This window comes from Burkholderia sp. COPS (assembly GCF_019425585.1).
Classification (GTDB): Bacteria; Pseudomonadota; Gammaproteobacteria; order Burkholderiales; family Burkholderiaceae; genus Burkholderia; species Burkholderia cepacia.
Genome location: NZ_WIXR01000012.1, coordinates 162,839 through 183,599 on the forward strand (window position 1 = coordinate 162,839; position 20,761 = coordinate 183,599).

Below are 20,761 nucleotides of genomic sequence, written 5' to 3' on the forward strand. Positions count from 1 at the left end.
CCCACGATTCACCCCGATCCACATGGATGACGACGCCGTACCGCCGCCGGCTCGGCGTGCTGAGCGACGCCGCACACCTGCCGCTGCTCGGCGACGGGTTATGCGGCGTCGAGCGCGAGACGCTGCGCGTCGATGCCGCCGGCCGGCTCGCGCTGACGCAACACCCGCACGCGCTCGGCGCGGCGCTCACGCACCCGTCGATCACGACCGACTACGCGGAGCCGCTGCTCGAGTTCGTCACGCCGCCGCAGCACGACGCGGCCGACGTGATCGAGCGGCTCGACGAGCTGCACCGCTTCGCGTGCCGCGCGATCGGCGACGAGCTGCTGTGGAGTCAGTCGATGCCGTGCCCGCTCGACGACGACCGGCGCATTCCGATCGCGTGGTACGGCACGTCGAACATCGGCATCCTGAAGCACGTGTACCGGCGCGGGCTGGCGTTCCGCTACGGCAAGGCGATGCAGTGCATCGCCGGGATCCACTACAACTATTCGCTCGCCGATGCCGTGTGGCCGCTGCTGCGCGACGTGCGCGACGGATGCGAGCCGGCCGGCCGCGACGCGCGCGACATGCGCTCGGCAGGCTATCTCGCCCTGATCCGCAATTTCCATCGCTACGGCTGGCTGCTGCTGTATCTGTTCGGCGCGTCGCCGGCGCTGTGCGCGGGTTTCGTCGCCGGCGACCGGCACGGGCTCGACGCATTCGATGCGCAGACGCTGTACCTGCCGCACGCGACGAGCTTGCGGATGAGCGACCTCGGCTACCAGAACCGGGTGCAGGGTGCGTTCGCGCCGTGCCTCGACAACCTGCCTGCGTACCTGGACGGCCTTGCTCGAGCCGTCGCGCAGCCGTGCCCCGAGTACCAGGCGATCGGCGCGAAGCGCGACGGAGAATGGCTGCAGCTCAGCACGCACTTGCTGCAGATGGAGAACGAGTTCTACTCGTCGATCCGCCCGAAGCGCACGGTGCGCAGCGGCGAGCGGCCGCTCGACGCGCTGCGCAGCCGCGGCGTCGAATACGTCGAGGTGCGTTGTCTCGACATCGATCCGTTCGCGCCGCACGGCGTCGCCGAGACGACGCTGCGCTTTGTCGACGCGTTCCTGCTGTTCTGCGCGCTCGACGACAGTCCGTGCCTCGCCGGTGCCGAGCAGGACGCGTGCCGGCGCAACTTCGCGGCGGTTGCGCGGGAAGGCCGGCGCCCGGGGCTCGAGTTGCAGCGTGGCGGCGAGCGCGTCGCGTTGCGCGTGTGGGCGCACGAACTGCTCGCGCGAATCAACGAGGCGGCCGGCGTGCTGGACCTGCAGCGCGGCGACACACGCACGACCGCCGCGCTCGATGCGCAATACGCGAAGCTCGACGATCCGCGGGCGACGCCGTCGGCGCGCGTACTCGATGCACTGCACACGCTGCGCGACGATCCGGGCGGCGCGTGCTTCGCGTTCGGGATGCGGCAGACGCTCGCGCATACCGGGGCGTTCCGCGCGCGTCCGCTGCCGGCCGACGTGCAGGCGCATTTCGACGCAATCGCGGCCGAATCGCTGAGCCGGCAGGCCGACCTGGAGCGCACGCAGATCGGCAACTTCGACGCGTTTCTCGCCGCGTATCACGCGGGAACGCTGAACCAGGAGTGCGGCGAGCCGACACATGGTGCGCACTGATACGGCGTCGCCGTATCGAATCCATCTCACGGAGGACAGATGAGCAGTATCGCGGAAATGAAGACCGATCGCGGGTTCTCGGCGCGGGCGGCCGGCGCGGGCGCGCTGGCGTCGTTCGTCGGCTTTGCATCGACGTTCACGCTGATCGTGAATGCGCTCATGAACGTCGGTGCAACGCGCGCGCAGGCCGCGTCCGGCCTGATGGCCGTCTCGATCGTGATGGGGCTGGCCGGCATCGTGCTCAGCTACCGGACCCGGATGCCCGTCAGCGCTGCGTGGTCGACGCCCGGCGCCGCGCTGCTGCTCGGCCTGGGCGCCGTGAAGGGCGGCTATCCGGCCGCGGTCGGCGCGCTCGTGCTGACCGGCGTGCTGCTCACGCTGGCCGGGCTGTGGAAGCCGCTCGGCCGCGCGATCTCGAGGATTCCGCTGCCGATCGCCAACGCGATGCTCGCGGGGATCATCCTGAACCTCTGCGTCGCCCCGGTGCACGCACTCGAGCAGTATCCGCTGTACGTCGCGCCGGTCCTGCTCGTGTGGGTCGTGATGATGCGGGTTCGCAAGATTCTCGCGGTGCCGTGCGCCGCGGTCGCGACGCTGGTCGTGATCGCATTCATCGCGAAGACGGGTGGCGTCGGCGCGACCGGGATGTTGCCGCACCTTGCGCTCGTCGGGCCCGTGTTCTCGGCGTCGACGATGGTGAGCGTCGCGGTGCCGCTCTTCATCGTGACGATGGCGTCGCAGAACATCCCGGGCGTCGCGGTGCTCAACGTCAACGGCTACCGGCCCGAGGCGTCGCGGCTGTTCACGGCCACGGGGCTGTGCAGCCTGCTCGCGGCGCCTTTCGGCGCGCCGCCGATCGGGCTGGCCGCGATCACCGCCGCGCTGTGCGCCGGCGAGGAGGCCGGCCCCGACGAATCGCGGCGCTACTGGGCCGGCATCGTCTGCGGTGCCGCGTACATCGTGTACGGGTTCGCGGCGAGCGCCGCGACGCTGTTCATCGCGGTCGCGCCGCCGATCATCATCGAAGCGGTTGCCGGCCTCGCGCTGATGAACGCCCTCGGCGGCGCGCTGCTCAACGCATTCACCGACAAGGACGCGCGCGAGGCCGCGATCCTGACCTTCCTCGTGACGATGGCGGGCCATGCGTTTCTCGGCATCGGCGGCGCGTTCTGGGGCCTGCTGACCGGCATCGGGCTGACGTTCGTGCTGCGTCGCGAGAAGGGCCGGTGATGCCGCGCGACGACGCGGCCCCCGCAGTTCTGCCATTCCCTCAAAAAAACGGAGAAGAGATGCAGCACAACATCGTGAAAGTGACCGCGACGCCGGTGTTCGCGCGCGGCGACGCTGAGATCGCCGGCGTGCGGTTGTCCGGCAAGCTGTCGGGCGTCATCGTCGAAATCGAGACGTCGCAGGGCGTGGTCGGCCACGGCTTCACGGCGATCACCGACGAAGCGGTCGTGGCCGCGGCGATCGATCACGTCGCCGCACCCAACCTGGTCGGGATGAACGTCGTCGAGCGCGAGCGGATTCTCGACAAGCTGTACTGGCTGTTATGCCCGCGCGGGCAGACCGGCTATGCGGGGCACGTGATTTCCGCGATCGACATCGCGGTCTGGGATGCGATCGGCAAGATCGCCGGGCTGCCGGTGTGGAAAATGCTCGGCGGCGCGCGCCCGGTCGTGCCGCTGTATACGACGTTCGGCTTCGCGTCGCTCGAGCGCCCGGAGCTGATACATGCCGCGCGTGCGCTCGTCGGCGCCGGACATCGCCGCATCAAGATGATCGTCGGTTATCACGCGCTGGCGCGCCGCGACGAAGGGCGCTCGCTCGACCAGGTCGTCGCGGACGACGTCGCGCGCGTGCGCGCGGTGCGCGATGCGGTGGGCGCAGCCGCCGAGATTTACATCGACGCGAACTGCGGGCTCGACCACTATCACGCGCTGCGGCTTGCCGAGCGCGTGGCCGATTGCGACATCGGTTTCTTCGAGGAGCCGATCGCCGAGAACGACCCCGCGAAGCTCGCCGACCTGAGAAAGCGCGGCGGCATTCCGATCGCCACCGGGCAAAGCGAGGGACAGTTGTTCCGGTTCAGGGATTTCCTCGTGAACGACGCCGTCGACATCCTGCAGCCAAACGTGTGCGTGTGCGGCGGGTTCTCCGTCGCGGCGCGCGCGGCCGCGCTCGCGCAGGCGTTCGGCGTGCCGATCGACAATGGCGGCACGTTCCCGTTCCACAACATGCATCTGCACGGCGGGCTCGCGAACGGCGGCTCGGTCGAGTGGCACGTCGTCGCGGTCGAGATCTGCCGGAACCTGTTTACCGGCCTGCCGGCCGAGCAGAACGGGACGCTGGCACTGCCCGACACGCCGGGCCTCGGCTTCGGCATCAATCGCGATGGTGTCCGCGAATTCTCGTCGGGCCCGGGATCGCAGGGGCACGGCAAGGCGTGAGCGTCGGCCGGCGCGTCCGCGAGCGAGAACGCGCCGGCCGTGCGTCGACGGCTTCCCGCGCGTCGTCGCGCGGCGAGTGGCCTGCGAATCGGCCCTGACATGCCGGAACGGATCTGCGTGCGGCCGGCGTCATGCCGAGGCCAGTGTCCGCACGATATTGATGAAGCTGGCAAGGACGTGCCCGATATCGCCTTTGCGCCAGACGAGGCCGGTTTCGACGACGAACGAGCCGTGTGCGAGCGGGCGATAGACGACACCCGTTCGTCGCAGATTGCGCAACGATTGCGGCACCAGCGCGACGCCCATACCGGCGGACACGAGGCTGACGATCGTCTGCATCTGGATTGCTTCCTGACCGATGTGCGGGACGACACCGACGTCGCTATAGCACTCCATGATCGCGTCGTAAAACCTCGGGGCGAGACGGCGCGGAAAAATCACGAGCGGAAGGTCCGCAACTTCCTTCAGGTGAATCGGCACATCGTCGGGTGCCGTCGACGCGGCGCTCGGCATCGCGAGCACGAGCGGCTCGCTCAGGAGCGGCAGATACGACAGCTCGGCCACGTAGCGTGGCGGCAACGGCGGAATGATCAGGCCCGCGTCGATGTGGCCCGCGACCAGCTCTTCGATCTGCACGTCGCTCGTCGCTTCGGTCAGTTGCAATCGCACCAGCGGATAGCGCATGCCGAATTCGCGCAGCAGCGAGGGCAGCAGCCCGTAATCGGCAATCGAGACGAACGCGAGCGACAGTCTTCCGGTCTCGCCGAGGGCGAGGCTCTTTGCCAGCGCGGGAAGCTCCTCGGCCGCGGCAAGCAGTTTCAGCACCGTCGGAAGCAACGCCTCGCCGACTGCCGTGAGCGCGACCGCACGCTTCGTGCGTGCGAAGAGCTCGACGCCGAGCTCGCGTTCCAGCGAGCGTATTGCCTGCGACAGCGGCGGCTGGGTCATCGAGAGGCGCGCAGCCGCACGGCCGAAGTGCCGCTCCTCGGCAACGGCCGCGAAGTAATACCACTGGCGAAGATCCGGGGGGAAGTTGGGCATTCGTTCGACCTGAAGCGGCTGAATGGTGATGAATCATATATTGGACCAGCGGCCTGTGGCGCATCGGGAGCCGGTTCGTTCTTGTGTGTGCGGGGCGCATAAGCCGATGGCCAGCGCGCCACTTCATGCGACGCAAACGCCGGGAAAACCAGCCGGCAATTGACGGATCGCGTGTCGCTACGGCTTTTGTGACACGTGATGGCAACACTGGATCGAGATGGCCGGCGCAACACGGCCGTTCGCCGACGAATTTACCCGTCTTTTCCGGCTCCGAGCCCGCTTCAATCCCGCCGACGACAGACCGGCGACGTGGAGCATGCGGACGGAAGCTACCGCGTCAGGCAATACAACACATCGGGACAACCTTCCTCGTTCCTGCTTCCGTCGTTATATGCAATGGCTACGAAACCATGCCGTTCATAAAACGCGGCGGCATCGCGATTCATCTGGAACGTATAGAGCTGGAGCTTGCCAACCGTCTGCGACTTCACCGATTCCAGGAGGGCGGAACCGATCCCTTGTCGTTTGAATTCGGGGCACACGTACAACTGGTCGAGCCATGCCGTACCGTCGGTGATGACGTGTGCGGCCATGCCGACCATGCGATCGTCGTTCATCGCAACGGTCACGTTGCCCGACGGTACGAGTACGTCGGCAATCCAGTCGCGGACGGCGGCTTCGGAGTGCGCGAGCGGCGCGTAGGAGGCGAGCGTGTTGCGCGACCGCAGATACACGTCAGCCACCTCCGCGGCATCGGCCGCCATCGCACGGCGCAAGATCAAGGGCATGTATCGGCTGCTCCGGAAAATTAATTGCGTGCACAACGATAGCAGCACGGAATCGAACTTCCAAGTTCGCGCGGCATGCCGCTGAAACCGGCGACACCGGAAGTCCGGCGCTGCTTGTCGAGTTTGCGGTATGGCAGTGAGATCGGGTTGCCGATTTACTGCTTCATTCCGACATTCCCGTATCATCCGTCCGGTTCGCCGGATCGCACGCGCCGGCGATTCCGCACACATGAAAGGACGAGCGATGAAGGTCGAAAGGCGCGGCCACGGCAAAGCGATCGGGCACGGCGAGGCGGCGGATCCGAAGCGGGCCGGCGTCCCACCGGTCACGAAGAGTACCGACCCGCGCGACTACCAGCATGCACCCGCCATCGCGGCCGTCATGCCGAAAGCATTTCCCGACGGCTTCGTCGTCGCGGAGCACCGGCACACGCGCGCGCAACTCGTCTACACCACGACAGGCATCGCCGAAGTCATCGCCTGCCAGTCGCTGTGGATGATCCCGCCGCATCGCGCACTCTGGATTCCGCCCGACCTGCCGCACGCGATGCGCGCACACGGGCAACTCGAAATGCGCACCGCCTACGTCGACCCGCGAGCCTGCCGATCCGCGTACCCGGATCAGCCGGGCCTGGTCAACGTTTCGCCGCTGCTGCGCGAGTTGATCGTGCGTGCGTCGTCGTTCCCGGTCGAGGTCGATCCCGACGGACGCGACGCGCTCGTCATCCAGCTCATGCTCGCGGAAATCGAGTGGTCTCCCGAGCAACCGTTGCGGCTGCCGTCCGGCCAGGACCGGCGTCTTGCCCGGGTCTGCGACGCGATGCTCGCGAATCCGGCCGATCAGCGAACGCTGACGCAATGGGCCGACGAAGTCGGTGCGTCGAGCCGGACACTGGCCCGGCTGTTCACTGCCGAAACCGGGCTGTCGTTCAGCCAGTGGCGCCAGCAGGCCAGGATTTCGGCCGCGCGTCCGCTGCTGGCCTCGGGGCGCTCCGTGATCGCCGTCGCGGCCGAGCTCGGCTACGAAACCACGAGCGCCTTCTCGACCGTGTTTCGCCGGTTTGCCGGCATGACACCCAGCGCGTACGCGAAACTGTCCGATTCCGCGTAGCAAACGTCTTTCCAGCAAACGCGGGGCGCGGCGCGCACGCTTATCGTGTCGGTCATCGAATCCACCGACCGAACGAGGCAAGCCGACATGACGCGACACGACATCGAATTCCTGTCCGAAGCCGCCACGCTGCGAGGCTGGTACTACGAACCGGCGCAGCGCATCGCCGGCACGCAGGCGTATCCGGCCATCGTGATGGCGCACGGCTTCTCCGGCGTGAAGGAACAATATCTGGACCGCTACGCCGAGGTATTTGCCGCCGGCGGTTTTGGCGTGCTGCTCTACGATCACCGGAATTTCGGCGCGAGCGACGGGTACCCGCGTCAGGAGATCGACCCCGTGCAGCAGAAGCGCGGTTATCGCGATGCGATCAGCTATCTGCTGACGCGCCCGGACGTCGATGCCGCACGCATCGGCATCTGGGGCACCAGCTACAGCGGCGGCCACGTGCTCGAAGTCGCGGCCATCGACCGGCGCGTCAAATGCGTGGTGTCGCAGGTGCCGACGATCAGCGGATATCAGTCGGCGTTGCGCCGCACGCGTTCCGATCTGGTGCCCGCGGCGCTGGCTCGCTTCGATGAAGATCGCAGGCAGCGATTCGCGGGCGGCGTGCCGGCGATGTTACCGGCAGTCAGTGCGGACCCCGCGACAGCCTGCGCGATGGCGGGCGCGGATGCGTACCGGTTCTTCACCGAGTCGGCGGCGCGGTGTGCGCCGAACTGGAAAAACGAAGTGACGCTGCGCAGCGCCGAGATGTCGCGCGAGAATGAGCCGGGCCAGTATGTCGATCGCATCTCGCCAACCCCGTTGCTGATGATCGTGGCCAACGAGGATCTGCTGACGCCGACCGACCTGTGCCTCAAGGCGTGGGAGAACGCGCTGGAGCCGAAGCGCCTGCTGCAGATCAAGGGCGGGCATTTCACGCCGTATATCGAGCATTTCGACGAAACGAGCCGGGCAGCGGTGGAGTGGTTCACGCTGCATCTGTCCGGCGCGTGCTGACCTGACCGGTTGCGGCGCGTGCGTGCGGTGTCCACGGCTTGCGCGAATGGCGATACCGCCGGCTTCGATGGTGCCTGCGTTTGCGGGGAAGGCGGCAACGCATGCCGAGGCGCGACTGCATCCATCGCCCGCACGAAGCGACACCGGCGAACGGCACGCCGCGATGCCGCACGCGCTCGCGGACGATGTGTCGCCCCTTGGCCCGCACACGGCGGCGGCCGATGCTTCGTCATATGGAGTAATAGCTGTAATCCGGCCTGAAATTTTCTTTCCGGCGACTCGGGCTAGACTGGTCTCGCCTTGATCCCCCCCAAGGTGTTGTGTGTTCTCGGCTTGGCCCGCGCTTTCAGGTTTTCAGGTGCGGGCCAATTTTTTCGGGCGGGCGCCACCGGCCGTTCCGCTCCCGACCGTGCCGGCGGGTGCGTCATCCGGCACCCCCGTTTCGCCATAGCCATTCTTTCCGAACCCTTTCATGGAATCCTGACGATCGACGATCGGTCGCAACGTCGTGTGCAATCGTCGGCTCTTGCCCGGATCGTGATGACGTCAGGCAGCGCGGTGTGACCGCTCGATGAGGGGTGAGCGGGATTCTTCTTGTATCCCGCTCGTTGGCCCGACCGTGTCGGGCTTTTTATGTTCGAGGGCGGGCAGGTGTGCCACCGATCGCTGCATGTGGCAACATCGCGGTGATTTGCATATCCGATCCGGGTGCCGGCAGACCCATCCATCCGAAGGGGGAGTCATGTTTGACCATGTCAAATTCGGCGTAAGCGACTTTGCAGCCAGCAAGACGTTTTTCCTCAACGCACTTGAACCGCTTGGCGTCGTGGTGGTGGGTGAGGGCGATCCGTCGTACGGCATCGAGATGTCACCACCTGGCAAACCATCGTTGTGCCTGTTCCAGACGTCGGAGAAGCCGGCGCATCTTCACATCGCGTTCGTGGCCGACGACCGGCAGCAGGTCGATGCGTTCTATCGCGCGGCGCTGGAGGCGGGCGGGAAGGACAATGGCGCGCCGGGGCTGCGGCCGCATTATCACGCGAACTACTACGCGGCATTTGTCATCGGGCCGGATGGACACAATATCGAGGTGGTGTGCCATCAGGCGCAGGGGTGATGCCCTGTCGGGCAGCATGGGGCGGCGCGGCGGCTTGCAAGGTCAGGTGCGGAGGGACGGCGGTCGACCGACGCCGTCGAATCGATGAGCGAACGCTTGCTTCATGCGAGCAACGGAGCTTTCCGGGATGAGTGACATCGCCATTGACCTGCCTTTTCCCGTCATCGCGATTCTCATGGGGGCCATCTACTGGCCCGTGACGCTTTGCGTCGGCGCTGTCGGGTTGTATGTCGGCGTGGCGCGCCTGCGCGGTATCGGGCGCGTTGTGTGCGTCGCCATTGCCCTCCTGTTCATCGTTGATGCCGGCGCGGGGATCTACGAGGCTCTCCGGCAGGGCTTGAATGCTTCGCACTAGACGCGTGTTCGGCGTGCGTGCGCGTACGCGTACGCGTCTGCGGCGATCGCGGATGGACTACACTCGGCCGAAACTCGCTGCGTCGTGAAATCGGCAAGCGGCAAATACGATACGAACACAATCCGGGGCGGGGAGCGCAAGCTTCCTGAAAGAGACGATGCCAATCAGCAAGTTGAAGGCCATGCCGGCGTTTCGCGCCGACGCACCGCTGCAGATCCGTCACGCTATCGCGCTCTTCACGATTGTCTGGCTCATCGAGGCCGGATTCGCCGTCTGGCTCACGATGCTGGGTTTCGACCAGGCTGGCGAAATCCCCGCGGCGAAAGCCGTGCTCATGCGCAAAGGTGCTGCGATGATCGGGATCATCCAGGCCTTCTGGCTTTTGCTGAACGCGAGCCTGATCGTGGGCCTGTGCCAGCGACAAAAGCTGGCGCGTGTGCTGGAACTGGGGCTCACGGTCGTCACGACGATGGCCCTTCTCGTGATGGGGCTCCCTTTCAGGCTGAGCCTGATCGAAGTGGGCTTTCTCGCCAATGCGATCGCGACCGTGCTTATTTACACGGGCCCGTGTACGCGCTGGTTCCAGGCGGCAGCTTCATGAGAGCGTCGTCCCTTCGGCTGACCGGGCGAGTGCCCGCTGTCGAAAATGCGGCGTGACGGGATGGCGGCTGTCGAGCCGCGACGTGACGACGCCACGGAGAAACGGGCGATGACTTCGACAAGCATCCGCAGGGCAACGGCAGACGACGTACCGGCGCTGACGCGGATCCGGAACGACGCACACGCGAAGAAGCTCACGTACGGCGACCATGCGTGGGGCAAGGAAGGCGACGGATTCTCCGAACGGTGGGTGCGGAGCAACGTTTCTGAAAAGGACGTGTATGTCGTCGAGCTGGACGGCACGCCGGCCGGAACGTTCTCGCTCGGCTTCGACGAGGACCGGCACTGGGGGCCGCAGGAGCCGATCGCCGGTTACGTGCACGGGTTGTGCGTGCGGCAAGGCTTCAACGGGCTCGGGCTCGGCGGTTTCATGCTCGACTGGTGCGCTCGCCAGGTGAGCAGCTTGAACCGGCATTATGTCCGGCTCGATTGCGCCGTCGAAAACGTGACGCTCTGCGCTTATTACGAGTCGCTTGGCTTCACTCGCGTGGGGTTGATATCGGACGGGATTGTCTGGTCGCTGTACGAGAAACCCGCTCCTTGGCGTTCAACTGGATACGCCCCGTTCGATTTCCCTTGCACCTGACGCTACGTCAGCTTTTATGGTCGACACCGACGACCGGGAAAAAAATGCGACTGAAAATCGGCGATCTGGCGAAGAAGGCGGGACTGAGCGTCCGTGCGTTGCACCACTACGATGCGATCGGGCTGCTGTCGCCGACGCAGCGCACGGACGGCGGCGCGCGCCTGTATGGGCGGGACGACCTCATCCGGCTGCATCGGATCGAGGCGCTGAAACGCTTCGGGTATTCGCTGCCGGACATCAAGGCGAGCCTCGACGGCCAACTGGCCGGCTCGCCGCTCCAGCTTCTGCAGCGCCAGATCGCGGAACTCGATGCACAGGCATCGCGCGCGCAGCGCCTGAGTCGTCACCTGCAATACATCGTGGACATGATCGCCGCCGGCGACGAGACCACGGCGACCGACTGGCTGAACGCTCTGGAGTGGATGAACATGATCCAAAAACACCTTGAAGACGACGAACTCGATGCGTTGCTCGCATCCGGGCCGGATACGATCGCGCCGACGGATCCGTCGTGGGCCGCGCTGATCGAAGAAGTTCGCGTTGCCCGGCAGCAGGCGCTGCCGGCCGGCAGCGAGGCCGCCCAGGCACTGGCATGGCGCTGGATCCGGCTCGTGGTCCGGATGACCCGCAACGACCCGACGCTCGCGACCAAGCTGATGGCGATTCAGCTCGACGAACCGCGTGCTCCGCAAATCGTCGGCATTACGGCGGAGATGCTGGCATGGATCGACGAAGCGTTCGTGCACGCGCGCTGCGCGCTGCTTGCGAAACACCTCGACCCGACCCAGGCCGACGAGGTGCGGCGGCGCCAGTTCGCCGCCATGAAGCATCGAGCGTGGCCGGCGCTGGTGGCCGAACTGAGAGCGCAAATGGATGCGGGCGTCGACGCCGGCGCCGCACCGGTGCAGGCGATCGTCAAGCGTTGGCAGCAGCTGTTTCTCGACAGCTTCTGCGGCGACGACGCGGCGCTCGAAGCACGCGTGCGCGATGCGATGATGCGCGAACCGGATCTGCAACTGGGCATCGGCCTCGACGATGCGCTGCTTGCTTATCTGAACCGGGCGCATGTCGTCGGCCACGACACGACGCCGGTGAACGCCGGGCCCAAGCCGAGCGCGTTGCTGGTGGCCACGCAGCGGGCCGCGCACCAGCTGCTCGACCGGCCGCTGGTGCTCGACGATCCGGCCGCGCTGACCGTGCTCGGTGCGGCTGAGGCGCAAGCCTTGCGCGACAATCTCGACAAGTTCCGCCAGCCAATGACGGTGGGCATGCGCAGCACGGTGGTGGTACGCAGCCGGCTTGCCGACGACGTGTGGGCCGACGCGATCGAACGCGGCATCCGCCAGTATGTGGTGCTGGGTGCGGGGCTCGATACCAGCGCATACCGGCGAGCCGATGCGCCGGGGCGCGTGTTCGAGGTCGACCTGCCGGCGACGCAGGCGTGGAAGCAGGCTCGTCTGCGCGAGGCGGGCATGGCGGTGCCGCCGTCGCTGCAATTCGTGCCGGTCGATTTCGAGCGGGTCGGTCTCGCGCAAGGGCTGGCGCGCGCCGGTTTCGATGCCGATGCACCGGCGCTGTTCAGCTGGCTCGGCGTGACGATGTATCTCGACGAGGCCGCAGTGATCGACACGCTGCGCTTCATCGCCGGGTGTGCCAAAGGCAGCGCGGTCCTGCTCGAATATGTGGTCCCGTTGTCGAGCCTGCCGCCGATCATGCGCATCGCGATGGAGCAGATGACGGCGCGATTCGCCGAGCGTGGCGAGCCGTGGAAAAGCTTCTTCGAACCCGACGCCTTGACCGCGAGGCTCGCCGCGCTGGGCTTCAGCCACAGCAACACATGGACGCCGGACGAGTTGAACCGGCGTTATCTCGCGAATCGCGCCGACGGGCTGCACATCGGCGCGTCGCCGGGGCGTCTGGTTCTGGCGACGGTCTGACGAACCGGCGCGACGCGCAGCGCCGGCCGCAACCGCCCATTCGACAGAAGCGGCCGGATCATCGACAATTCGCGGCTATCAAAACATGAGAGAGAGGGCAGGTGCATGCGCAGGGTCGTCAAGTCGCTCGGGGTGATCCTGGGCATTTCCTTCGCCGGCATCGCGGGTGCGCAGGCCGCCCCGAGCGAACCGGCATTCCCGCGTTTCACCCAGGCGGAGGGCCGGCAGGATGCGGACGGGCTTCCGCTGTCCGGCGTGAAACTCTGCGTGCTCCCCGATCGTGCGCCATGCTTCGAGATGCCGCCCGAGCCGGTTCCCCATTCGTCGAAGGAGCTTTACCAGTTCGGACTGATGCCGCGGTCCGAGCGGCTGCCGATTGCGTCGGGCGGCTCGTGGGTGTTCTTCTCGGGGATGTTCTCGGGCGGGGGCAGCGGGATGCTGGAGCGCGTGGCGATATTGCGTTATGGCGCGAACGGCAAGATCGAGAACCTGATGCCGGAAGTCACCCAGACCGAGACGGCCGATCGCGCGATGTGGAAGGTGCCGGACGTGTCGCCCTATCCGGTGTTCGTGCGGGCGGACTTCGTGTGGGCCGACGACGAGGATCATTTCGGCAAGCACTTTTTCGTCGTCGACGCGTGGACGTTCGACCCCGCCATCGGGCAGTACAGGAAGCGGTTTTCCTACCGCATCGCGAAGCGTTATGACCGCGGCGAGGGCTCGGATCATGTGTTGAGCGCCGAGCGTGCGGACATTCTGCGTCACCTCGCCGCCAGCAAGTAGCGCGCAGCCGGTGCGGCGAGCCTCCGCCGCCGCGCGCGTGGGTTGCCGGCGAGGGCGAACCGCCGTTCAGGCGGCCGCCCGCAGCCTCATCGCTGCGCTTCCCCGTAAGTCTCCCTGCATACCTCGCGCAACGCGTCGACCAGGAGATCCCGCGCCGGCGAGCGCGAATCGGCGGCGCGGGTAAAGAGCGCGATGGGCGGGAGCGTCCAGACCAGCGAGTACGGCACGATCGCCACGCCGGCGATCCGCACCAGTTCTTCCGCGATGTCGGCGGGCACGATCGATACGGCCTCGTCGCTCGACGCGATCATCTCGCCGATCAGCTTGGACGAGTAACTTTCGACGATCGGCACGGGCGGCGGGATGCCGGCCGACAGGAACAGGTCGGTGACCTGTTCCCGCATCGGCGTATGCGGGGCGCCGAGAATCCAGTCGAGCGCGTGCAGCTTGTGCCAGTCCAGCGCGGTGCGGGCCAGTTTCGCGGCAAGACGCCGGCTCGCGATCATGCGCGGCTGCTGCTGGTACAGCACCTCGAAGGAAACCTGCCCCAGGTCGATCGCCGACGACGCCCGCCCGATCACGATGTCGACGCTGTGGTCCTTGAGCTGCAGCAGGAGCTGATCGCTGGTGCCTTCGTGAATCGTCACGGTCAGGCGCCGTTCCATGCGCGCCTGCAGCCGCTTGAGCGCCGCCGACAGCATCTGCCCGGAAATGAACGGAATCACGCCGATGTGCAGGTGGGCCGCATGCCCGGCGGCGACGGCCTCCATTTCGCGGGCGAGGTGGTCGAGATCCTTGATCATCGCCTTCGCCCGCTCGAGCACGACCGCGCCGAGCGCGGTAGGCCGCATGCCGCGCGACGAGCGCTCGAAGAGCGGCGTGCCGAACATGCTCTCCAGCTCGGACAGCGCATTCGTCACGGCCGGCTGGCTGCTGGCCATGTGCTCCGCGACACGCGTCAGCGACCCGTGCTGCTGGATCTGCAGCAACAGCACCAGGTGCCGCATCTTCAGGCGCGCGCCCAGCCGCCTGACCACGTCGTTCGCGTCAAAAGTCATTGACTGGTCACGTATTCATCATGAAAAAGTGATGGAGCGATATTAAAACAGAATCATCACCTTATGGCGGATCCCTAGAATCACCTTCATGGATCGCGCCGGGACTGGCCTGGCGCCCGTGCCCGGATCGAAAAACATGAAACAGACTGAGACACAGCAGCAGGCAGCGTTCGACTATCACGAATTTCCGACCCCGGGAAAGATCTCGGTCGTCGCCAGCAAGCCGCTCGTGACGCAGCGCGATCTCGCGCTGGCGTACACGCCGGGCGTGGCGGGCGTGTGCGAGGCCATCGCCGCCGATCCGCTGCAGGCGCACCGCTTCACCAGCCGCGGCAACCTGGTCGGCGTGATCACGAACGGCACGGCCGTGCTGGGTCTGGGCAACATCGGCCCGCTCGCGTCCAAGCCGGTCATGGAAGGCAAGGCCGTGCTCTTCAAGAAGTTCGCGGGGATCGATGTCTTCGACATCGAGATCAACGAGACCGATCCGGACAAGCTGGTCGACATCATCGCGGGCCTCGAGCCCACCTTCGGCGGCATCAACCTCGAGGACATCAAGGCGCCCGAATGCTTCACGGTCGAGCAGAAGCTGCGCGAACGCATGAAGATCCCGGTCTTCCATGACGATCAGCACGGCACCGCCATCACCGTGTCCGCCGCGTTCATCAACGGGCTGAAGGTCGTCGGGAAGTCGATTTCGGAAGTGAAGGTCGTGACGTCGGGCGCAGGGGCCGCCGCGCTGGCCTGCCTGGACCTGCTGGTCGACCTCGGGCTGCCGGTCGAGAACGTGTGGGTGACCGATATCGAAGGCGTCGTCTATCGCGGGCGCACCGCGCTGATGGACCCGGCCAAGTCGCGCTTTGCGCAGGAAACCGATGCGCGCAAGCTGGCCGACGTGATCGGCGGCGCGGACGTGTTCCTGGGCCTGTCGGTCGGCGGCATCCTGAGTGCCGAGATGCTGAAGGAGATGGCGCCGCGCCCGCTGATTCTCGCACTGGCCAATCCCACGCCGGAAATCTTCCCGGAACTGGCGCATGCGACGCGCGACGACGTCGTCATCGCGACGGGCCGCTCGGACTACCCGAACCAGGTCAACAACGTCCTCTGCTTCCCGTACATCTTCCGCGGCGCGCTGGACGTGGGCGCGACGACGATCACCCGCGACATGGAGATCGCCGCGGTGCACGCGATCGCGGGGCTGGCCGAGGAAGAGCAGAACGAAGTCGTCGCGGCGGCCTACGGCGCATACGACGTGGCGTTCGGCGCGCAATACCTGATTCCGAAGCCGTTCGACCCGCGCCTGATCGTCCGTATCGCGCCGGCCGTGGCGAAGGCGGCGATGGAAGGCGGCGTGGCGAAGCGCCCGCTGACGGATCTCGACGCGTATGTCGAGCAACTGCAGCAATTCGTCTACCACTCCGGCGCGTTCATGAAGCCGCTGTTCGCGACGGCGCGCCGGCTGGTGCGTGACGGCGGCAAGGCGCGGATCGTCTTCACCGAAGGCGAGGACGAGCGCGTGCTCCGCGCGGTGCAGGTGATCGTCGACGAGAAGCTGGCGCGTCCGATCCTGGTCGGGCGCCCGGAAGTGCTGCTGGCGCGTATCGAGCGGTTCGGCTTGCGGATCCGGCTCGGCCAGGATGTCGAGGTGACGAACCCCGAGTACGACGAGCGGTTCCCGCAGTACTGGACGACGTATTGGGAGCTGCGCTGCCGGGACGGCATCTCGAAGGAAATGGCGCGGGTCGAGATGCGGCGCCGCCTGACGCTGATCGGCGCGATGATGGTGCGGCTCGGCGATGCGGACGGGATGATTTGCGGCACGGTCGGCGAATATCACAACCACCTGCGGTTCGTCGACGAGGTGATCGGCAGGAAGCCGGGTGCGTCCACGTATGCGGCGATGAACATCCTGTTGCTCGACCAGCGGACGGTCGCGCTGGTGGACACGCACGTCAACGACAATCCCGATGCCGGGCAGATCGCGGAATTCACGATTGCCGCGGCTCGTCAGATGGAATGGCTGAACCTCACGCCGAAGGCGGCGTTGCTGTCGCGGTCGAACTTCGGGTCGGGGAGTGCGGCGTCGGGCGTGAAGATGCGCCGGGCGCTGGAGATCATCCGGGAGCAGGCGCCCGATATCGAGGCGGACGGCGAGATGCATGGCGACTGCGCGCTCGACGAGGGCTTGCGGTCGAGGCTGCTGCCGATGTCGCCACTGAAGGGGGCGGCGAACCTGCTCGTGTGCCCGAACGTGGATGCGGGGAATATCGCGTACAACCTGCTCAAGACGGAGGCGGGCAGCAATGTGGCGGTGGGACCGTTCCTGCTGGGCGTCAACGCGCCGGTGAACATTCTGACGTCCAGCGCGACGGTGCGGCGGATCGTGAACATGACGGCGTTGACGGTGATCGAGGCGAACCGGAACGCGTCTGTTTGAGCGGAAACCGGAAGGGGGCGGGTTCACCGGACGCGGTGTGGTTCGGGGGGACTCGCCCCTTCGGCGATGGCTTTCTAGTCGCGCCCGTCGACGTTGACTTCATCGAGGCCCCATGTGGCCGCAAGATGATCGCGCAAGGTCGCGAGAATCTCGTCCGATAGCTCGGGCAATCCCCGCGCGGTGGCTCGGGCGAGGATCAATCCGCCCACCATTGTCGACAGCATCGAAATTGCTCGTACCCGGTCCTCGGGTTCGATCTGCGCAGCCTCGGTGCCATCGGGCCTCCGCTGCGCGAATAGCGTCATGTAGCGCCCGATGCCTTGGGCGAAAGCGTCTGCGATCGCACCCGTTTCGCGTGCCGCGTCTGCCGCGAGCGCGGCCACCGGGCAGCCCTGGCCGACGCTGTCGCGATGCTGCGGCGACAGGTAATTCGCGACGCCGGTTCGAAGGAACCCGTCGGCGTCGGTGTTCGCATCGGCATCCGGTGTCTCCAGCTCGGAGAGTTTCCACTCGAACGCATATTCCGCGGCCTCCGCCGCCAGTGCATCCTTCGATTCGAAGTGCCGGTACAGCCCGCCGTGCGTGAGTCCGGCTTCGCGTGTGATGTCGGCCACTCCCACGCCGGTGAAACCGCGTTCGCGATATAGCCGGGCCGCAGCCTGCAGGATGGCCAGGCGGTTCTCGGCCACCTGCGTTTTCGAGACTTTCATGAAGATCCTTTCGTGCGCATGGCATTGCGTGTTGATGACAATCATACTCAATACTGTATGATGTCGATCATCATCAATAGATCGACCAGGACAGAATCCATGCACATCACGCCCACTGCGAACCGCCGAATCGTCGTCACCGGGATGGGAATGGTCTCGCCGCTGGGGTGCGGAGTCGAGCTGGCGTGGCAGCGGCTGCTGGCCGGCCAGTCGGGCTTGCGCCGGCTACCGGATTCGATGACGGCAGACATCGCGGCCCGCGTGGGCGGTGTGGTGCCCGACGTGCACGAGGACGGGTGCGGCGGCTTCGACATCGACCGCTTCGTGTCGACCAAGGACCAGCGCAAGATCGACCGCTTCATCGCCTTCGCGCTCGCCGCCGCGCAAGAGGCACTCGCGCAGGCGCAATGGGCTCCGGCCGACGAAGCGTCCCAGCGGCGCGCCGCCACGGTCATCGCGTCGGGCATCGGTGGATTTCCGGCGATTGCGGGCGCGGTGCGGACGACCGAGACGCGCGGACCGAAGCGTCTGTCGCCGTTCACGATCCCCTCGTTCCTCGTCAACCTTGCGGCGGGCCACGTGTCGATCCGGCACGGCCTGAAGGGGCCGATGGGTGCCCCGGTGACGGCTTGTGCCGCGAGCATCCAGGCCATCGGCGACGCGGCGCGGCTGATTCGCTGCGGCGAGGCCGACATCGCGGTGTGCGGTGGCGCCGAGGCCGCAATCGATCGCGTCAGCCTGGGCGCCTTCGCCGCAGCGAAGACCTTGTCCACCGGCTTCAATGACACACCCACCCGCGCATCGCGACCCTTCGACCGGGCCCGCGACGGTTTCGTGATGGGCGAAGGCGCCGGCATGCTGGTGATCGAATCGCTCGAGCACGCGCTTGCGCGCGGCGCCGCGCCCCTGGTCGAACTCATTGGATATGGCACCAGCGCCGATGCGTTTCACATTACCTCCGGCCCCGAAGACGGCAGCGGCGCGCGACGCTCGATGCAGACGGCGCTGACGCAGGCCGGCCTGACTCCGTCCGACCTGCAGCATCTCAACGCTCATGCCACCTCGACGCCGGTCGGCGACCTGGGCGAATTGGCCGCGGTGCGCGACCTGTTCGGCGTCGACGTCCCGCTCGCCATCACCTCCACCAAGTCGGCGACGGGCCACTTGCTGGGCGCGGCCGGTGGCGTAGCGGCGATCTTCACCGCCCTGGCCTTGCGCGATCAGGTCGTCCCGATGACGCTGAACCTCGAACAGCCGGACGCACTCGCCGAGGGCCTGGACATCGTGCGCGATGCGCCGCGGCACATGCCGATCGTTCACGCGATGGCCAACGGTTTCGGCTTCGGCGGCGTGAACGCCAGCGTCGTCTTCAAGCGTTGGGAAGCGTGATGTCGCATGCGTCTGCGAAGCCTGCCGGGTGCCAGTGGCCCGGTCGGCTCCTCGATCGGCGATCGGTTCACGGTCGAACGCTCGGCGGATGCCTGAAGTCCGGGCCATTCGCCGAAACCCTTCGGGGCGCGGACTAATCGGAATATTCAATTGAGCATTCGCTCTCGGCATCAGCGAATGCGCCGGCGTACGTCGGCTTCGGGTCGATCACGGCCCGTGGTGGCGTGACGGCGAAGCAATCCCAGGTCTGATCTGACGCAGGCCGAGAGATCAGGGTTTTGACTTACCCGTCTGATCTCACTCTCGCGACGGACGTTCCGGCCGCCCTGATTTCTTCGGGCCGTTTCAACCTCGAGGCGCGGCCCTGGCGAGCGGCTCCCTTCACGCTGCCGCGCTTGTCAGTCGAAATCCGTTGCTACCGGCTTGGGATGTCCGCAATCGTTTGCAAGCAACCACCCGGATATCGGCTAAACCCTTGGACGCCTCTGCCGCGTCTCTGCGCCTCGCGCCGATTTAATCAGTATTTCGTAACAATCGCCCGTGGCGACACGCCGGATAGCACGTATTCGATACCAATCCTAACGAAGTTTTAGGGCCCGCTACTTCGCCTATCATCCGATAATTAGCTTTTATTTTCGTCTAAAATCGCGCTTCCTCTTACTTTATAACGGAAAGCGTTTTGAAAGGACTGACGAAAAATATCTCGCGCACGGCCATCGCCGCATGCGTCGCTTATGCCGGGCTCATGCCTTTATCCCGGCCCGCCGAAGCCCAGGTCGAACCTCTGAAGAATCCCGTCTACGGTGTGACCCTCGACGACCTGACCAAACTGGACGCCATCGTCGCGTCGCTGCAGAACCTGCCGTACAAGCCCACCGTGCGTGTCGTGTTCGATCCGGGTACGTCGGCCGCCGACTACTACGCGCCTCTGCTGCGCCTGCACGCAGTCGCGTACGTGATGGGCGAAGTCTACGATTCCTACTATTTCCCGACGGATCTCGCCACGTATCAGGCGCGAACGCAGGAACTGGTGTCGCAGCTGAAGAACACCGTCGACGTCTGGGAGATCGCGAACGAAATCAACGGCGAATGGCTGCGTAACAACCCGAGCGGCACGAATTCCGTGGTCAACTCGCAAGAGCAGCAGATCGGCCAGATGGTCGCGGCGGCCAACCAGATCGTCAAATCGAACGGCGGCAAGACGGCCATCACGCTGTACTACAACGACGACAGCAAGGGCAACAACTGCTGGGAGAAGCCGCAGGATTACTGGAAGACGTGGCCGACCACGTTCCTGTCGTCGACGGTTCGCCAGCAGGCCGACTACGCGCTGTTCAGCTACTACCCGTATCAGGATTGCCCGGGGCTGAACCCGACGTGGAAGAACGATTTCGCGGCGCTGGAAAGCATCTTCCCGAACGCGAAGGTCGGCTTCGGCGAAATCGGCACCTCGGATACCTCCGCGCCCGCATCGGTGCAGCAGAACCTGATCAAGACCTACTACCCGATGGTCAACAGCATGGCCGATCCGCGTTTCATCGGCGGATTCTTCTGGTGGAACTACGTCGAGCAAATGCTCCCGTATTCGACGAGCTCGTACTTCCAGCTGTTGCGTCAGACGATCATCACGCTCAAGGCGCCCAACTAAGCGAACAGCGCCATCCAGGAGCAAGCGTCAG

18 protein-coding genes are annotated in these 20,761 nt (G+C 66.0%); 14 read left to right on the top strand and 4 right to left on the bottom strand.

Annotated features, from left to right (window positions below):
* Positions 1–26: 26 nt before the first annotated feature.
* The 3 genes from gshA to FOZ70_RS10255 are packed head-to-tail and all read left to right on the top strand — an operon-like array spanning position 27 to position 4,108.
* Positions 27–1,658, top strand: a complete 1,632-nt coding sequence (gshA, locus tag FOZ70_RS10245) for a glutamate--cysteine ligase (protein ID WP_219705856.1) — start codon at positions 27–29, stop codon at positions 1,656–1,658.
* A gap of 39 nt (positions 1,659–1,697) precedes the next feature.
* The gene (locus FOZ70_RS10250) at positions 1,698–2,888 is read left to right on the top strand and encodes a benzoate/H(+) symporter BenE family transporter (RefSeq protein WP_048021618.1); all 1,191 of its coding nucleotides are present in this window, start codon (positions 1,698–1,700) and stop codon (positions 2,886–2,888) included.
* 59 nt (positions 2,889–2,947) lie between these two features.
* Positions 2,948–4,108 (top strand): mandelate racemase/muconate lactonizing enzyme family protein, encoded by a 1,161-nt coding sequence (locus FOZ70_RS10255; protein WP_059488899.1) that lies wholly within the window; start codon positions 2,948–2,950, stop codon positions 4,106–4,108.
* Between the two features lie 129 nt (positions 4,109–4,237).
* Here FOZ70_RS10255 and FOZ70_RS10260 read toward each other — a convergent pair whose 3' ends face one another.
* Positions 4,238–5,149, bottom strand: coding sequence for a LysR family transcriptional regulator (locus FOZ70_RS10260; protein ID WP_021156690.1), 912 nt, complete (start codon positions 5,147–5,149; stop codon positions 4,238–4,240).
* Positions 5,150–5,478: 329 nt separating this feature from the next.
* A complete protein-coding gene (locus FOZ70_RS10265) occupies positions 5,479–5,985 on the bottom strand; it encodes a GNAT family N-acetyltransferase (protein WP_219705774.1) in 507 nt (168 codons plus the stop codon).
* 196 nt (positions 5,986–6,181) lie between these two features.
* On the opposite strand from FOZ70_RS10265, the gene FOZ70_RS10270 reads away from it, so the two are divergent.
* The 8 genes from FOZ70_RS10270 to FOZ70_RS10305 all read left to right on the top strand — a co-directional run bounded on the left by FOZ70_RS10270 (position 6,182) and on the right by FOZ70_RS10305 (position 13,488).
* Positions 6,182–7,048: a helix-turn-helix transcriptional regulator gene (locus tag FOZ70_RS10270; protein ID WP_081052753.1), complete on the top strand. Its 867-nt coding sequence runs from the start codon at positions 6,182–6,184 to the stop codon at positions 7,046–7,048.
* Between the two features lie 87 nt (positions 7,049–7,135).
* Entirely contained in the window at positions 7,136–8,050 is a 915-nt protein-coding gene (locus FOZ70_RS10275; protein WP_060160006.1) for an alpha/beta hydrolase, read from the top strand.
* 742 nt (positions 8,051–8,792) lie between these two features.
* Positions 8,793–9,167 (top strand): VOC family protein, encoded by a 375-nt coding sequence (locus FOZ70_RS10280; protein WP_021156694.1) that lies wholly within the window; start codon positions 8,793–8,795, stop codon positions 9,165–9,167.
* A gap of 127 nt (positions 9,168–9,294) precedes the next feature.
* The gene (locus FOZ70_RS10285) at positions 9,295–9,522 is read left to right on the top strand and encodes a hypothetical protein (protein ID WP_021156695.1); all 228 of its coding nucleotides are present in this window, start codon (positions 9,295–9,297) and stop codon (positions 9,520–9,522) included.
* Between the two features lie 157 nt (positions 9,523–9,679).
* Positions 9,680–10,123: a hypothetical protein gene (locus FOZ70_RS10290; protein WP_059627684.1), complete on the top strand. Its 444-nt coding sequence runs from the start codon at positions 9,680–9,682 to the stop codon at positions 10,121–10,123.
* 60 nt (positions 10,124–10,183) lie between these two features.
* The gene (locus tag FOZ70_RS10295) at positions 10,184–10,768 is read left to right on the top strand and encodes a GNAT family protein (RefSeq protein WP_258025590.1); all 585 of its coding nucleotides are present in this window, start codon (positions 10,184–10,186) and stop codon (positions 10,766–10,768) included.
* A gap of 44 nt (positions 10,769–10,812) precedes the next feature.
* The gene (locus tag FOZ70_RS10300) at positions 10,813–12,705 is read left to right on the top strand and encodes an SAM-dependent methyltransferase (protein WP_104765749.1); all 1,893 of its coding nucleotides are present in this window, start codon (positions 10,813–10,815) and stop codon (positions 12,703–12,705) included.
* A gap of 105 nt (positions 12,706–12,810) precedes the next feature.
* Positions 12,811–13,488, top strand: a complete 678-nt coding sequence (locus tag FOZ70_RS10305; RefSeq protein ID WP_219705776.1) for a hypothetical protein — start codon at positions 12,811–12,813, stop codon at positions 13,486–13,488.
* 86 nt (positions 13,489–13,574) lie between these two features.
* On the opposite strand, the gene FOZ70_RS10310 is transcribed toward FOZ70_RS10305, so the two are convergent.
* A complete protein-coding gene (locus tag FOZ70_RS10310; protein WP_021156700.1) occupies positions 13,575–14,546 on the bottom strand; it encodes a LysR substrate-binding domain-containing protein in 972 nt (323 codons plus the stop codon).
* Between the two features lie 136 nt (positions 14,547–14,682).
* Here FOZ70_RS10310 and FOZ70_RS10315 point away from each other — a divergent pair, with 136 nt between their 5' ends.
* Positions 14,683–16,983, top strand: a complete 2,301-nt coding sequence (locus FOZ70_RS10315) for an NADP-dependent malic enzyme (protein ID WP_021156702.1) — start codon at positions 14,683–14,685, stop codon at positions 16,981–16,983.
* Between the two features lie 74 nt (positions 16,984–17,057).
* On the opposite strand, the gene FOZ70_RS10320 is transcribed toward FOZ70_RS10315, so the two are convergent.
* Positions 17,058–17,693, bottom strand: coding sequence for a TetR/AcrR family transcriptional regulator (locus FOZ70_RS10320; RefSeq protein WP_060129648.1), 636 nt, complete (start codon positions 17,691–17,693; stop codon positions 17,058–17,060).
* A gap of 99 nt (positions 17,694–17,792) precedes the next feature.
* Between FOZ70_RS10320 and fabF the strand changes: the two genes are divergently transcribed.
* Positions 17,793–19,082: a beta-ketoacyl-ACP synthase II gene (fabF, locus tag FOZ70_RS10325; RefSeq protein WP_219705858.1), complete on the top strand. Its 1,290-nt coding sequence runs from the start codon at positions 17,793–17,795 to the stop codon at positions 19,080–19,082.
* 745 nt (positions 19,083–19,827) lie between these two features.
* Entirely contained in the window at positions 19,828–20,730 is a 903-nt protein-coding gene (locus FOZ70_RS10330; protein WP_224052045.1) for a hypothetical protein, read from the top strand.
* Positions 20,731–20,761: the final 31 nt, after the last annotated feature.

Bases quoted from the DNA above. Each gene is read 5' to 3' on its own strand.
- gshA (WP_219705856.1), top strand. From the start codon at position 27: ATGACGACGCCGTACCGCCGCCGGCTCGGCGTGCTGAGCGACGCCGCA.
- FOZ70_RS10310 (WP_021156700.1), bottom strand. From the start codon at position 14,546: ATGACTTTTGACGCGAACGACGTGGTCAGGCGGCTGGGCGCGCGCCTG.
- FOZ70_RS10285 (WP_021156695.1), top strand. From the start codon at position 9,295: ATGAGTGACATCGCCATTGACCTGCCTTTTCCCGTCATCGCGATTCTC.
- FOZ70_RS10255 (WP_059488899.1), top strand. From the start codon at position 2,948: ATGCAGCACAACATCGTGAAAGTGACCGCGACGCCGGTGTTCGCGCGC.
- FOZ70_RS10295 (WP_258025590.1), top strand. From the start codon at position 10,184: ATGGCGGCTGTCGAGCCGCGACGTGACGACGCCACGGAGAAACGGGCG.
- FOZ70_RS10300 (WP_104765749.1), top strand. From the start codon at position 10,813: ATGCGACTGAAAATCGGCGATCTGGCGAAGAAGGCGGGACTGAGCGTC.
- FOZ70_RS10305 (WP_219705776.1), top strand. From the start codon at position 12,811: ATGCGCAGGGTCGTCAAGTCGCTCGGGGTGATCCTGGGCATTTCCTTC.
- FOZ70_RS10270 (WP_081052753.1), top strand. From the start codon at position 6,182: ATGAAGGTCGAAAGGCGCGGCCACGGCAAAGCGATCGGGCACGGCGAG.
- FOZ70_RS10275 (WP_060160006.1), top strand. From the start codon at position 7,136: ATGACGCGACACGACATCGAATTCCTGTCCGAAGCCGCCACGCTGCGA.
- FOZ70_RS10250 (WP_048021618.1), top strand. From the start codon at position 1,698: ATGAGCAGTATCGCGGAAATGAAGACCGATCGCGGGTTCTCGGCGCGG.
- fabF (WP_219705858.1), top strand. From the start codon at position 17,793: ATGCACATCACGCCCACTGCGAACCGCCGAATCGTCGTCACCGGGATG.
- FOZ70_RS10315 (WP_021156702.1), top strand. From the start codon at position 14,683: ATGAAACAGACTGAGACACAGCAGCAGGCAGCGTTCGACTATCACGAA.
- FOZ70_RS10280 (WP_021156694.1), top strand. From the start codon at position 8,793: ATGTTTGACCATGTCAAATTCGGCGTAAGCGACTTTGCAGCCAGCAAG.
- FOZ70_RS10330 (WP_224052045.1), top strand. From the start codon at position 19,828: ATGCCTTTATCCCGGCCCGCCGAAGCCCAGGTCGAACCTCTGAAGAAT.
- FOZ70_RS10290 (WP_059627684.1), top strand. From the start codon at position 9,680: ATGCCAATCAGCAAGTTGAAGGCCATGCCGGCGTTTCGCGCCGACGCA.
- FOZ70_RS10320 (WP_060129648.1), bottom strand. From the start codon at position 17,693: ATGAAAGTCTCGAAAACGCAGGTGGCCGAGAACCGCCTGGCCATCCTG.
- FOZ70_RS10260 (WP_021156690.1), bottom strand. From the start codon at position 5,149: ATGCCCAACTTCCCCCCGGATCTTCGCCAGTGGTATTACTTCGCGGCC.